We start from the raw sequence: 14,493 nt of genomic DNA on the forward strand, positions 1-14,493 counted from the left end.
TTCAGATGACGATTCAGGCGGTAATGTTTGATCTTGATGATACCCTTTTATGGGATGAACGTAGTGTAGAAGAGGCATTTGATGCAGCGTGCCAAACAGGCTCCCGTGAAGCAGGCGTTGATCCTAAAATTCTGGAGGAAGCCGTACGTAAGGAAGCACGCGCTTTGTATGAATCCTATGAAACCTTTAGTTTTACTCAAATGATCGGCATTAACCCGTTTGAAGGATTGTGGGCGAATTTTACAGCAGGTGAGCAACCTGAATTCCGCCAATTGGAACAGTTGGCCCCTGTTTATCGAAAGGAATCATGGCGCAGAGGACTCCAGCAACTAGGGATAGATAATGAGAAGTTGGCGGAAAAGCTGGCTACCCAATTTGCTTCGGAAAGACGCGCGCGTCCACATGTATATGAAGAAACGTTTGAGATTCTAGAACAATTGAAGGGACATTACAAGCTGTTATTGCTGACAAATGGCTCCCCTGATCTACAACAGGAGAAACTGGATGGAGTTCCTCAATTAGCTCCTTTTTTTGATCATGTTGTCATTTCAGGTTCATTTGGTCGAGGCAAGCCTGATCCGTCTATATTTCAGCATGCTTTGGGGCTTCTTGGTATTGAGCCTGAACATGCTTTAATGGTAGGAGATAAGCTGACGACTGATATTCAAGGAGCGTTGGCAGCAGGTATACACTCGGTATGGGTGAACCGAAACGCTAAAACCAATACCACAGAGATCAAGCCGAAGTTCGAAATCAAGCATCTGTCTGAATTGGACGGAATTATTCAATCGTTAAAGTAAGAATTCTATAGTCTTTAGAAACGAGTATTAAAAGAACTCCCTTCGCTCGATTGTTATAGAGCAGAGGGAGTTCTTTTTATTCACACAAGGATAAATTCGTAATTATGCTTTAATGAAGGTTGGATCTTCATACGGTTCGGCAATCCAGCCATTTTCTTCGATGAACAATCGGATTGCGACGATCTTTTGATTCTCCATTAAAGTGAAGAAGTGAGGTATATTTTCAGGTACGGAGATAACGTCCCCCGGTGAAAGCTCTATGTTAAAATAGCCGATCTCTTCAGGGCCTTTAATGATGAAGATGCCTTTACCAGCGACAATGGCACGGATTTCATCCTCGGTGTGGGTGTGAATTTGCTCAAACTTGGCCAGCAGCTCGTCCAAATTCGGCGTTGCTTCAGATAAAGTGATAACGTCCCATATTTTATATCCGCGACGTGCGGCTAAATCCTTGATTTCGGGTTCAAATGTTTGGAGAACAGCGGTCTTTTGATCATCTGTTAAGGTAAAGTTCTCTTGCAGCTCCCCGGACAATTTGGAAGCATCCCAATGTTCATACAATATCTCGTGACTCTCCAGAAATTCACGTACTTGTTCTTCACCGCTAATTCGTTCGTTCGTATTACGTATTAAGATTTCGGCCATATATTTATTCCCTCTTTTCCACTTGGATTAATGTTGTATAAAGAATACCATGTCTTGAAACGTTGTACAATACAGGATTTCAACATTTTATAATGTAAATGACTATAGCTAAAGGGTCAGGGTTAAGTACGTTTTATAATGCTACAAACTATAAAAATGGATTAGAGAAGTCGTTTTTACAAAGAACAACCTGTATAAAACGTATGTTTTTACTTCAATCTATCTAAATGATACGGTTTCTGCTAAACTAGGATTTAACGTTTTGCGGGGGTGAAGAAATTTGGATAAAGTTAGCTTGCAGGATGCATTACAACGAAGAATACTCCTTCTTGATGGGGCCATGGGCACCATGATTCAACAGGAAGACCTTTCCCCCGATGATTTTGGTGGGGAAGAGCTAGAGGGCTGTAATGAAATGCTGGTCTTAACGAGACCAGATGTCATTCAAGGGATTCATGAAGCTTACTTGGAGGCTGGGGCAGACCTAATTGAAACGAATACATTTGGAGCAACATCCGTCGTTTTGGCGGATTACGATATACCAGAACGTGCCCGTGAAATTAATCTGGTGGCAGCCAAACTGGCGCGTAACGCGGTGGATAAATACAGCACTGCGGACAAGCCTCGTTTTGTAGTAGGAGCTATGGGTCCAACCACGAAAACCTTGTCTGTCACAGGTGGTGTTACATTTGCTGAGCTGATTGACAGCTATCAAGAGCAGGCCTTGGCGCTTATTGAAGGCGGCGTGGATGTGCTCCTTTTGGAGACCTCACAGGATACGCTTAACGTCAAGGCTGGAAGTATCGGAATTCGGCAGGCCTTTGAGCAGACAGGTATCGAGCTTCCGCTAATGATTTCAGGCACGATTGAGCCTATGGGAACAACGTTGGCCGGACAAAATATTGAATCCTTTTGCATATCGCTGGAACATTTACATCCAATTTCGATTGGGTTGAATTGTGCTACAGGTCCAGAGTTTATGCGTGATCATATTCGCTCTCTGTCTGAAATGTCCTCTGCAGCTATTAGCTGTTATCCAAATGCGGGCTTGCCCGATGAAAATGGCCAATACCATGAATCGCCTGATTCATTAGCACGTAAAATGGCTGCTTTCGCTGAAAAAGGCTGGCTGAATATTGCTGGGGGTTGTTGTGGTACCACGCCTGAGCATATACGAGTTATGAGTGAAAGTATGGCGCAGTTTGAGCCGCGTCCGCTGGTAGGTCATCATCCTCCTGCCGTATCAGGCATTGAGCCTGTATATATTGAACAGGACAATCGTCCGTATATGGTTGGTGAGCGAACGAATGTTCTAGGCTCCCGCAAATTCAAGCGTTTGATCGTGGAAGGCAAATATGAAGAGGCATCTGAAATTGCCCGCGCTCAGGTAAAAAGCGGAGCGCATGTCATTGATATTTGTGTGCAGGACCCGGATCGCGATGAAATGACAGATATGGAAGCGTTTTTGAAACTGGTTGTAAACAAGGTAAAAGTACCTTTGGTGATTGATACCACGGATATTAAAGTCATTGATAAAGCACTTCAATATTCGCAAGGTAAGGCGATTATTAACTCCATTAATTTGGAGGATGGTGAAGAGAAATTTGAGAAAATGGCTCCTCTTATTCATAAGTACGGCGCCGCTGTTGTTGTTGGAACCATTGATGAACGAGGACAGGCTATTTCACGTGAGGATAAGCTTGAGGTAGCTAAACGTTCTTATGATCTGTTGGTGAACCGTTACGGTTTGGCAGCAGAGGATCTAATTTTTGATACGCTCGTATTTCCAGTAGGAACAGGTGATGAGCAATATATTGGTTCAGCTAAGGAAACGATTGAGGGCATTCGCATTATTAAAGAAGCCCTTCCCGGGGTTCATACCATCCTGGGCATCAGTAACGTATCTTTTGGTTTGCCGGAAGCGGGTCGTGAAGTGCTCAATTCCGTCTATTTATATGAATGCACCAAAGCAGGTCTGGACTATGCGATTGTAAACACTGAGAAGCTTGAACGCTATGCATCCATTCCAGAGCATGAGCGGAAACTTGCGGAAGACTTGATCTATAAAACAAATGACGATACTTTATCCGCTTTTGTAGCAGCTTTCCGTAACAAGAAAGTGGAGAAAAAAGAAAAGATATCAAACCTTTCGCTCGAAGAACGACTGGCTTCCTATGTAGTCGAGGGAAGTAAGGAGGGACTCATTCCGGATCTGGAGCAGGCGCTCGTGAAATATTCTTCGCTGGAGATTATTAATGGCCCGCTGATGAAGGGGATGGAGGAAGTAGGACGACTGTTTAACAATAACGAACTGATTGTTGCAGAGGTGCTGCAAAGCGCTGAAGTGATGAAGGCGTCCGTGGCCTATTTAGAGCCGTTCATGGAGAAGAATGAATCCTCAATAAAAGGTAAGATTTTGTTGGCTACAGTCAAAGGTGATGTGCATGACATTGGTAAGAATCTGGTGGAGATTATTCTATCCAACAATGGTTACCATATCGTGAATCTGGGTATAAAAGTACCACCAGAACGCATTATTGAAGCTTACCGTGAAGAAAAGGCCGATATGATTGGCTTATCCGGACTGCTTGTTAAATCGGCACAACAAATGGTGCTGACCGCACAAGATTTAAAAAATGCGAATATTGATATTCCAATAATGGTGGGTGGAGCTGCTTTAACACGTAAGTTCACTAAAAATCGTATCCGTCCTGAGTATGATGGTCTGGTCGCCTATGCAAAGGATGCTATGGATGGTCTGGATATTGCCAATAAGCTTATGAATCCTGAGTCCCGCAAAAAAATGGCTGAGGACATGGAGGCTGAGCGGGAGGCGGAAGCGGCAATCGTCGTGGAAGCCAAGCCGCTCCCTAAGCTCACTCGAGCTGTGCGCTCTAATATTGCTCAGGATTTGCCCGTTTATATTCCACCAGATACGGATCGCCATGTACTGCGCAACTATCCACTGAATTATATTTTGCCTTACGTGAATATGCAGATGCTAATGGGGCATCATCTTGGTTTAAAAGGCAATGTTGAACAGCTGCTGGCTTCGGAAGATCCGAAAGCGATTCAGTTGAAGGAAACCGTGGACAGCATCATGTTTGAAGCTGTGACAGACGGAATCATCCAGGCACATGCTATGTATCGTTTCTTTCCAGCGCAGTCCCAAGGAGATCAAATTCTGATCTATGATCCCTCGGATGTGAGCAAGGTACTGCACACATTTACATTCCCGCGCCAGCAGGTAGAGCCTTATCTATGTCTGGCTGATTTCTTGAAATCAGTGGAATCCGGAGTTATGGACTATGTAGGTTTCATGGTCGTTACAGCTGGTCATGGGATTCAGCAGATATCTACCCAGTGGAAAGATAAAGGAGATTATCTGCGCTCGCATGCACTTCAAGCGGTAGCACTCGAAGTAGCAGAAGGGTTAGCGGAACGTCTTCACCATATTATCAGGGATAGCTGGGGGTTCCCGGACCCTGCCGATATGACAATGAAACAGCGACACGGTGCCAGATATCAAGGCATTCGGGTATCCTTTGGCTATCCGGCATGTCCAGATCTAGAGGATCAGGGGCCGTTGTTCCAGTTGTTAAAACCTGAGGATATTGGCGTTGAGCTGACGGAAGGGTTTATGATGGAACCGGAGGCTTCTGTATCAGCCATGGTGTTCAGCCACCCTCAGGCGCAGTATTTTAACGTCGAAAAGGTTTAACACCTTTATCAGATGGGATAGCAAATACCCTCCGAGCTTCGGAGGTTTTTTGCTGGTCAGCAGGAAGAAGGTTAAAGTTATGGAATTTTATTTTCTCGGTACAAATGCAGGGGTGCCTACGATTCAGCGAAATGTAACGTCCATCGCTCTTCGTTTGCTGGAAGAACGAAGAAGCATGTGGCTGTTCGACTGCGGCGAAGGCACTCAACAAGAGGTATTGCGTTCGCCGCTCAAACTAAGCAGACTTGAAAAAATATTTATCACCCATTTGCATGGGGATCATCTTTTTGGTCTGCCGGGACTGCTGTCGAGCAGAGCGTATCAAGGAGGAACGACACCACTGACGGTATATGGACCGCCTGGAATCCAGCAATATATCGAGCTATCTTTAGGGATCAGCCAATCGCGTATCAATTACCAACTACATATTGTGGAGCATACGGGCGGGGTTCTGTTTGATGACGGACAATTCCGGGTAGAGTCAGCTTTGCTGGATCATCGGATTGACAGCTATGGCTACCGAGTTGTAGAGATGGATAAGCCCGGTAAGCTTAACCAAGAGCTGTTGGAGCGATATGGTATTAAGCCTGGCCCGGTGTACGGTAAGTTAAAGCGTGGGGAAAGCGTGGAGGTAGAGGGTGGAGTTATTTTGCATCCTCAGGATGTACTGGGTTCGCCGAAAAAAGGGCGTATCATCACGATTTTAGGGGATACGAGACCTTGTCCGAATACGGTAGTGCTGGCTCAAGATGCAACTGTCGTCGTTCATGAAGCCACTTTTCTGCATGAACTGGCAGATACAGCTTACGAGTATCATCATAGTACAGCGCTTCAGGCAGCGGAAGCTGCAAAAGCCGCAGGTGCGGGTCAGTTAATCATGACGCATTTTAGTTCTAGGTATAAAGATCAGGAGCAGCTTCAGCCATTGCTGGAGGAAGCGCAAAGCATATTTCCTAATTCATTGCTTGCGGAGCAGCATGTGTTGTTACCGGTACCCGATATCGGTTAATAAACGATTGCAGAAGATATGTGCATGGGTGCCGGGGCTTGCCTCGGTGCCTTTGTTTTTCACCGAAATTATTTTCCGGGAAAGCGCAGGATGCGACAAGAGATGAGAACCCGTGCTGGGTGGTGGGGGATGAATTTGTTCTACCACATATGGAGGCGTGTCATATTCGAGTTTCTATATATCGAATTTAAAGGATTATATTTCTTGAGCATGACCAGGAAATACAGGAGATTTCCTTTGAGGAAATAGCGCCTTCGATGGATTTCGACGAAGAAGTGAACTTATGTCATGGGAAAGCGACGGCTTTTAGCGAGGAATGGCGCTATTTTGGACGGTTTACCAGCAATTCATGGACTTCATAAGCATTTTTGACTTAAGATAGATGATATGAATAGAGACGGCCGATTATTTTATGACCTGAATAATTAAGGTGGTTAAATAAGAAGGAGAACATCGTTCATGGGATGAATTATAGTTTTTAATGCTATGATGTGAATGGATTTGAAGTAGGGGAGGGGATTGCGATAAAATCGTTACTAATTGATCTGGATGGAACACTTTATCATGGAAATCGGATGATCAAGGGTGCGGATCTGTTCATATCCCGATTGCGTACAGACCAGATACCTTATGCTTATGTTACAAACAATGCTTCACGTACACCCGATTCGGTGGCTGAGCATTTGGTTGGTATGGGAATTGAAGCGGCCAGCCATGAAGTATATACTTCGGCGTTAGCAGCTGCACAATATGTTGCACAGCAAAGTCCTGGAGCTCGTGTATTTTGTATTGGTGAAACAGGATTACGCGATGCACTCACAGGAGCCGATTTGCAGCTTGTTGAGAACCATCCTGATTATGTGGTGCAGGGGATAGATCGTCAATTTACATATGATGCGCTGGCCGCTGCCATGCGCTGGATTCGGGAAGGAGCAACTTTTATTTTGACAAACCCAGATCTCCAATTGCCTTCACATGATGGGCTAACGCCAGGTGCAGGTACGATTGGAGCTGCAATTGAAGCGGCTTCACAGGTAAAGCCTATTGTCATCGGCAAGCCTTCAAGCGTATTGATGAACTATGCGCTGAACCGCTTAAACATTAGGGCGGATGAAGCTCTGGTTGTGGGCGATAATATGCTTACAGATATTGCGGCAGGTGCAGCAGCAGGTTGTAAAACAGCTCTGATCCTGTCGGGCGTGACGACCCGCGCTAATATGGACGAGCATGTGCGTACCGTTGGAGTGAAACCTGACCTGATGTTTGACAATCTCGCTGAACTGCAGGACTGGATGAAAGAAGAGCTGAAATAATAGAAAGTATATGTCTTACAAAACTTGCGAGAATTAAAAGCTATGTAGCTACGAAAGGAAAGATGTTGTTATGCCGGAACTTCCTGAAATGGAAAACTACAGAATCTTATTATCGAAACAAATTTTGGACATTCCGATTACTGGAGTTACGGTTAGCCGTGAAAAGTCCATTAATACTGAAGTGGAAACGTTTGAAAAGCAATTGCTGGGAACGACCGTTGTATATTTAGAGCGTCGAGGCAAGCATTTGATTTTTCATTTAAACACGGGCGGGCGGCTCGTACTTCATCTGATGCTCGGAGGACTGTTATATCTGGGAACGGAGGAGCAACGTCCAGATCGTACAGTTCAGATCGAATTAGATTTTAGTGGAGTAAAGCTTTATTTTATCGGACTGCGCTTAGGTTATCTGCACCTGCTAACGGCTAAAGAAACAGAAGAAGCTTTGTCAGACCTGGGACCTGATCCGTTAGACCGTCGCATGACGTTGGAAAAGTTTACAGCACGGCTGAAGGGACGCCGGGGGATTTTGAAAACAACGCTGGTGAATCAGCAGATTTTTTCGGGTATTGGCAATTGTTATTCAGACGAAATTGCTTATATCGCCGGATTTACACCGGGTTCCAAAGTACAGAACATTGTGCAGTCGCTAGAAAAAGTGGAAAAGCTATATCATGCCACTCAATCCGTACTACGTGAAGCTACAGCGGAAGGCGGGTACATGGAAATGCCCCTAATGGAGGGGGACACGCTAACAGGTGGATTTGATCATCAGTGTCGAGTATATGACCGCGAAGGAGAAGAATCTCCAAGTGGCGGGAAAATTGTAAGGGTTGAACTGGCGGGGAAAAAAGCATTTTATTGCCCGGTACAGCAGCATGATGCCTAAATTGCTCATCGGCTCCCATGTGAGTACGCGTGGTGGCTTTTCCAAAGCTGCTATGCGTGCGCGAGAGCAGGGGGGACGTTCATTTCAATATTTCCCGAAAAATCCTCGTAGTCTTAGGCTGAAGGAATGGAGTGCTACTGATGCTGCTGCTTGCAACGCTTACTGTTTAGAGCACCAGCTTCAATCCATTGCTCATTCACCATATCCCGTTAATCCGGCTCATGGGTCCGAGCGTGGTCAGGAACTTTATGAGCTGACGATTGCTTCATTACGCAATGATCTGGATATTGCTGAAGCCTGTGGGTCAAAAGGGATTGTCGTTCATTTTGGTCATATGCATTCGTTAGACCCTCTAGAGGGCTACCGTAATATCATTAACTGTTTTAATGATGTGCTGGAAGGCTGGCAGGGAAATGCTAAAATATTGATCGAAAATCAGGCAGGAGATCATGGACCCATGGGAACCACGCTTGAGGAAATGGTGCAGATCCGTCAGTTGTGCCGGTATCCTGACAGTATCGGCTTTTGCTTAGACACTTGTCATGCATATGCAGCGGGATTGTGGAACGGTGGAATGGACGAGGCTTTGATCGAAAAAGGGAATCGTCTCGGCTATTGGTCAGCTCTGTGTGGAGTTCATTTGAACGATTCTAAATACCCATATGGCTCTAAAAAAGACAGACATGCCCGTGTGGGACAAGGCTACATTGGTACTGAGGGCATGCGTTGGATGACAGATCAGGAGGCTGTAAGAGGTATTCCTATCGTTTTGGAGAGTGAGACGGGACCTGATGGGACACATCAGGAGGATATTCAAATGATTCTAAGCTGGGAGTAAATTGGTCTGATTGATAATAACTATCTTTGAGGATTGTGAGCTTGCATATATGGAAAAAGGAGGAGAAGTTGATGTATTTGTTTATGGACGATTATCGGCCTTGTCCTCCGGGCTTTAAGCTGGCAAGAGATGCGGATGAGTGTCTGCTGCTGCTTCATGAATACCCTATTTCGATACTATCGCTAGATTATGATTTGGGTCCAGATCAGCCTACGGTAAAGGATGTGGCTGCTGCTATCGCAGAGAAACGGTTATATCCACGTGAAATTTACTTGCATTCGTCCAGTCCAGAGGGGCGGCGAGCCATGTATGAGCTACTCTATGCGAATAAGCCAAAGGGAGTCACCGTACATAACGGGCCCATACCCGAAGAGCGTATGCGAGAGATCAGAAAAGGGTCTGAACGATGAAAGAGATCGGACAAAAAGAGGCGCGCCGTGCCATATGGGAGGGATGCAAGCTGGCTTTGTTTGTGTATACTCCCATGTGCGGAACATGCGCGGCTGCCCGTAAAATGCTGGAGGTAGCAGAGCATTTGCTCCCTGAAGAAGCGGTGGTGCAGAGCAACATTAACTATATTCCTGAACTGGTACAGGAGTACCGGATATCCAGCGTTCCCGCGCTACTTATATATAATGGTGAAAACAAAAATCCTGAAATCATCTACAAAATGGAATCTGTAGAACACTTGCTGAGCAAAATAAGGAGCGTGATGGAATGATATCCATGAAGAGCATTACGTTGCAGCGGGAAGAAAGACGGATTTTGGACGATGTAAGCCTGGACATACGAGAAGGTGAACATTGGGCTATTCTGGGTCGCAATGGTTCCGGTAAAACAACATTGCTGGAAATGATGACAGGATATATGTTTCCAAGTCATGGAACGGTTGAAGTGCTTGGGCAAAGGTTTGGTCAATGTGATGTACGGGAAGTTCGCAAACAAATCGGATACATCAGCCAGACCTTGTTGGAAAAGCTGGCGCTAAAAGATCCCGTTTGGGAAGTGGTCGCTACAGGTGCGTATGCTTTTTTGCGCTTTTATCAGGAAATTCCGACAGAGGCAAAAGAAAAGGCCATATCTTTGCTGGAGGGTATGAATTTAGGCGACTTGATTCATCACCCACTGGGGACGTTATCTCAAGGAGAACGTAAAAAGGTGATGCTGGCCCGCTCACTGATGGCAGAACCTCGTCTGCTAATTATGGACGAGCCTTGTGCCGGGTTGGATCTATTTGAGCGGGAAAAAATGCTGGTCGAGATTGATCGGCTCCGCAAGCGAGACTTATCAGTGGTTTATGTGACTCACCACATTGAGGAGATTGTCCCCCTCTTTACGCATGTTGCATTGATTCGTGATGGTAAGGTCGCAGCAGCTGGACCGAAAGAAGAAGTTTTAACGAAAGAATTGATTATGCACACATATGAAGTTCCGGTTGAGCTGGATTGGGATGGAGAACGTCCCTGGATTCGGGTGTGCACTGGAGGGTAATGTTATTTTGGAGGAACTATATATGAGTACAGATGAACAAAGTGAATCTACTTTGTCATCATCAAGATTTGTTTGTACGGCCAATCATGGTTTTGCACCCTATGCTCAAGAGGAGCTTAGAAGATTATTTGGCTCTGTAAAAAGCACGATGCTTTTACCTGGTGAAATTTTTCTGGCTACATTACCTGCGGAAGAAATTGAGGCAGTGAGGACAATTACAGCTCAGCCGCCGATGTTTTTACGTCACTTGTTTCCTGTTCATTTTCAGGAAGAAGGAACGGACCTGGTTCAGGTGCAGGAACGGCTGGTTGCATTCATCCGTAACCGCAAGGAATTGATGAATCAACGTGTTTCTTTACAAGTGCGCAAAGGATCTAATAGCAGTTGGACTGAAAGCGCAGGTGCGCTCAAGCAGGCTTTGAGTGAACAAATAAGTGATCTACCTATGGAGCAGACAGTACAAGGCGCCGATCTTATTGTGTCCGTTTTTGCAGATACAGATACGTGGTATGCAGGTGTATCACGTCCTGAGGATAACCTATCGGATTGGAGCGGAGGCGCGGTTCGTTTTCAAAAAGAAGATGGACAAATTTCTCGTGCCAAATTCAAGCTATTGGAAGCGGAAGCAACGTTCGGCATAGATTTTGCTGCTTTCCGTCAGGGACTGGATATTGGGGCAGCACCGGGTGGTTGGACTTCCTTCTTACTGGAGCGGGGACTGAAAGTTACAGCGGTTGATCCGGCAAAGATGGAGCCATCACTGATGAAGTACGCCAATCTGACTTTTTTGCGTAAAAATGCAAGTGAAGTCAAATTTAAAGAGAATTCGTTCGATCTGCTGGTTTGTGATATGAGCTGGAGTCCTAAGCAAATGGCAAGGCTCGTTACTGATTTACTATATAGTTTGCGAAGTGGTGGTACTGCTATCGTTACGGTCAAGCTAATGCATAAAAAGCCCTTGGCGCTCATTCATGATGTAATTGCTTCATTTGAGGAGTCCGGCATGCAGATTCAGCGAGCTAAGCAACTATTCCATAACCGAGATGAAATTACCCTGTACATGATCAAGTATGGAAAATAATACTTTACAATAGATACAGGTGTGCTATATAATAAATCCAAATTGTTCCTTAAAAATAATAATCATGTTTAAATCAAGGGAAAGCATCCCGCGAAAACGGTTTTCATGGCGACATGGAAATTTGATTTTGCGGCAGCTTTCCCTTTTTTGCGTTGTCTGCTTTAGAAAGGAGGTAGGAGAATAATGAAGCAACCATCACAGTTGGAATTCGGATCCATTGTCGGTGAGCGTTACCGTATTGTCCGCACATTGGGTTCGGGAGGAATGAGCCGCGTGTTCATGGCAGAGGATTTAAAACTGCCAGGCAAGCAATGGGCGGTGAAGGAGTCGGTTGCCGGGCCACAAGTGATGAAGCTTGTACGTACGGAGGCAGAGATGCTGATTTCGCTGAGTCATCCACGTTTACCGAGAATTGTTGATTTTTTTGAGCATCCTCGATCTGGTGCGGTATACCTGGTCATGGATTACATCGAAGGAATTACGCTGGAAGCATACATGAAGGGCTATCAAGGCTATATTCCACAGGAGCAAATCGTACCATTCGCTTTGCAGGTACTGGATGTGTTGGATTATTTGCATACCCGTCAACCGCCAGTCATTTACCGAGATCTGAAACCGACGAATATTATGCTGACACCGGAAATGGAATTTATACTGATTGATTTTGGAATAGCGAGGAGCTATAAGGCTGAACTGGATCAAGATACGGTAAAGCTGGGAACGGTGGGCTTCGCTGCCCCGGAGCAATATGGAGCAGGTCAGACGGATGCTCGTTCAGACTTATACAGTTTGGGAGCGCTGCTATTGTATCTATGTACAGGAGGCAAATATAGCGAGTGGACTGCGGGAGTAGAAGGGTATATTCGCGGAGAATTGCCCCGCCAATTGATCCCGGTGATTCGAAAACTGCTGCGTCAGCATCCTGAGGAACGATTTCAATCTGCCGGGGAGGTCATTGGAGAACTGCGGCACAGTGCGGATTTTCAGCCTGTTCAACAAGGAATATCCGTTAATGATGCCTCAATGGATTATGCAGGTACAAGGGTAGTGGCTGTATTGGGTGTCTCTGCCGGCTCCGGTGCTACTCATACAGCAATTGCGGTGAGCCACTATCTGGCTCGAAGGACCCGCTCCGTAGCTTTGGTTGAGCTGCACAGCACAGCCAAAGCATTTGCCCGACTTCAAGAAGTCGTAGAAGGCACATCCGTTGGACAATCGAGTTCAAGTCGGCGTTTTGAAGTTGATGGAGTACACTACTGGCGGCAAACATCTCGTGCGGATGTCATTTCTTTGTTGGGTGGTTCCTATAGATTTATCGTACTGGACCTGGGGAGTGGGCAGGACAATGAACGACTGGAAGAATTCTTGAGAGCCGATTATCCGCTTGTCGTTGGCTCAGGGGCCGAATGGAGAGTTCAGGATATAGCAGGGCTAGCCCGATCTCTTCAGCGCCACCCACAGCATAAATGGAATTACTGCTTGCCATTGGCAACCTCGGAGGCGGTTCGCAGGCTTCGTAAGGAGCTGGATCACGATAAAGTATTTGCTTTACCGTTCCACTCAGACCCCTTCGAACGAGATGATGAGGTGGATCAGGTGCTGGACGAGCTGTTTCGCGGAGTCATTCCAGATACCCGGAAAAAACGCTTCGGATTCCTTAAACGACAGCGCTAAATAGAACGGTATATATCAAAAAGAGGCAGGGGAGAAGTTGTGTGTCCAAGCTAAGAAAAAGCAGTAAACAAAAGCTATACGCCGGTTGTATTGGCGCAGGGATTATTGGCACTATCTTTGCTGGCTACCTTATGATTAATATCCACAAAATGGATGAGGTCAGGAAACAGGCTGAAGTAGAGGCAGAGCAGAAATGGAAAGTGTATGAACAAGAGCAACGAACCGCGAAAAAAGGTTGGGCGGTTGTCCGTGACATTTCCCCAGGCGAACAGATTGCATCTAATGATTTGAAGGGAATTAAAGTTCCCGGTTCTCAGGCCCCATCAAATTTGCTGACAGATAAAAGTGAAGTTTCCGGTACCACAGCCAAGATTGAGCTAAAAAAGGGATCTGTGCTTACATCGGCCATGGTTACTGCTGATGAGCCCACACCTAAAGATTTACGCAACCGTGAGCTAAAGGTGGTAGTATTGCCCAACAGCCTCAAGTCGGGTGACGAAGTGGATATCCGCATTCAATTTCCAACAGGGCAGGATTACATTCTATTATCTAAGAAGAAGATTTCTCGACTGGAAGGTCCAATTGTCTGGGTCACTTTGAATGAGCAGGAAATATTATCGCTTTCGAGTGCGATTGTTGATGCTTATCTGCATAAAGCATCTATCTATGCCCTGACATATGTCGATCCCCAATTTCAGCCCAAGGCAATCCCGACCTATCCGCCTAATGCGCAGGTGTTAGCGTTAATGAATAGTGATCCGAATTTGATACGCGTGGCTGAACAAAAGCTGTCCAAGCAGCTGCGGGATTCGCTTGAAAATGCAATTAATGCGTCAAACAATGTGATTTCAACACCCGTGGAAAGAAGTTTGAGTGAGGAAATTGTAGCCCAGCATGCGGGTGCTACTATAGAAAACCCAGCAAGCGGGATAGATGATACAAGAAATGAATATGAGAACGAGCAGGATCATCAAGAACAAACAAAGATTCTGACGCAGGGCGAAAGCTCTGATCCGTATGCCAAATAAATGA

13 protein-coding genes are annotated in these 14,493 nt (G+C 45.7%); 12 read left to right on the plus strand and 1 reads right to left on the minus strand.

Annotated elements, in window-relative coordinates; genetic code table 11:
- Nucleotides 1–5: 5 nt before the first annotated feature.
- Nucleotides 6–800 (plus strand): HAD family hydrolase, encoded by a 795-nt coding sequence (locus NLX74_RS08955; RefSeq protein WP_254328601.1) that lies wholly within the window; start codon nucleotides 6–8, stop codon nucleotides 798–800.
- Between the two features lie 102 nt (nucleotides 801–902).
- Here NLX74_RS08955 and NLX74_RS08960 read toward each other — a convergent pair whose 3' ends face one another.
- Complete coding sequence (locus NLX74_RS08960) at nucleotides 903–1,445, minus strand: 1,2-dihydroxy-3-keto-5-methylthiopentene dioxygenase (RefSeq protein ID WP_254328478.1); 543 nt, start codon at nucleotides 1,443–1,445, stop codon at nucleotides 903–905.
- A gap of 280 nt (nucleotides 1,446–1,725) precedes the next feature.
- On the opposite strand from NLX74_RS08960, the gene metH reads away from it, so the two are divergent.
- The 11 genes from metH to NLX74_RS09015 all read left to right on the plus strand — a co-directional run bounded on the left by metH (nucleotide 1,726) and on the right by NLX74_RS09015 (nucleotide 14,489).
- Nucleotides 1,726–5,166 (plus strand): methionine synthase, encoded by a 3,441-nt coding sequence (gene metH, locus NLX74_RS08965; protein ID WP_254328479.1) that lies wholly within the window; start codon nucleotides 1,726–1,728, stop codon nucleotides 5,164–5,166.
- A 79-nt stretch (nucleotides 5,167–5,245) separates the two neighbouring features.
- Complete coding sequence (rnz, locus tag NLX74_RS08970) at nucleotides 5,246–6,175, plus strand: ribonuclease Z (RefSeq protein WP_103049124.1); 930 nt, start codon at nucleotides 5,246–5,248, stop codon at nucleotides 6,173–6,175.
- A 491-nt stretch (nucleotides 6,176–6,666) separates the two neighbouring features.
- Entirely contained in the window at nucleotides 6,667–7,488 is an 822-nt protein-coding gene (locus NLX74_RS08975) for a TIGR01457 family HAD-type hydrolase (RefSeq protein ID WP_254328480.1), read from the plus strand.
- Nucleotides 7,489–7,558: 70 nt separating this feature from the next.
- On the plus strand, nucleotides 7,559–8,377 hold the full coding sequence (locus NLX74_RS08980) for an Fpg/Nei family DNA glycosylase (protein ID WP_254328481.1): 819 nt from the start codon (nucleotides 7,559–7,561) through the stop codon (nucleotides 8,375–8,377).
- Nucleotides 8,367–9,215 (plus strand): deoxyribonuclease IV, encoded by an 849-nt coding sequence (locus NLX74_RS08985; protein ID WP_250261192.1) that lies wholly within the window; start codon nucleotides 8,367–8,369, stop codon nucleotides 9,213–9,215. The genes NLX74_RS08980 and NLX74_RS08985 overlap by 11 nt, the downstream gene beginning before the upstream one ends.
- 71 nt (nucleotides 9,216–9,286) lie before the next feature.
- Entirely contained in the window at nucleotides 9,287–9,625 is a 339-nt protein-coding gene (locus tag NLX74_RS08990) for a cyclic-phosphate processing receiver domain-containing protein (RefSeq protein WP_254328482.1), read from the plus strand.
- Entirely contained in the window at nucleotides 9,622–9,936 is a 315-nt protein-coding gene (locus NLX74_RS08995) for a thioredoxin family protein (RefSeq protein WP_061831513.1), read from the plus strand. Before NLX74_RS08990 ends, NLX74_RS08995 begins: the two co-directional genes overlap by 4 nt.
- Nucleotides 9,933–10,706: an ABC transporter ATP-binding protein gene (locus NLX74_RS09000; protein WP_254328483.1), complete on the plus strand. Its 774-nt coding sequence runs from the start codon at nucleotides 9,933–9,935 to the stop codon at nucleotides 10,704–10,706. The genes NLX74_RS08995 and NLX74_RS09000 overlap by 4 nt, the downstream gene beginning before the upstream one ends.
- A 22-nt stretch (nucleotides 10,707–10,728) precedes the next feature.
- On the plus strand, nucleotides 10,729–11,787 hold the full coding sequence (locus NLX74_RS09005; protein WP_235309669.1) for a 23S rRNA (cytidine(2498)-2'-O)-methyltransferase RlmM: 1,059 nt from the start codon (nucleotides 10,729–10,731) through the stop codon (nucleotides 11,785–11,787).
- A gap of 180 nt (nucleotides 11,788–11,967) precedes the next feature.
- On the plus strand, nucleotides 11,968–13,461 hold the full coding sequence (locus tag NLX74_RS09010) for a protein kinase domain-containing protein (protein WP_254328602.1): 1,494 nt from the start codon (nucleotides 11,968–11,970) through the stop codon (nucleotides 13,459–13,461).
- 41 nt (nucleotides 13,462–13,502) lie between these two features.
- Nucleotides 13,503–14,489 (plus strand): SAF domain-containing protein, encoded by a 987-nt coding sequence (locus NLX74_RS09015; protein ID WP_254328484.1) that lies wholly within the window; start codon nucleotides 13,503–13,505, stop codon nucleotides 14,487–14,489.
- The last annotated feature ends 4 nt before the right edge of the window (nucleotides 14,490–14,493 follow it).

Source organism: Paenibacillus sp. MZ03-122A (assembly GCF_024213325.1).
GTDB classification, from domain to species: Bacteria; Bacillota; Bacilli; order Paenibacillales; family Paenibacillaceae; genus Paenibacillus; species Paenibacillus polymyxa_B.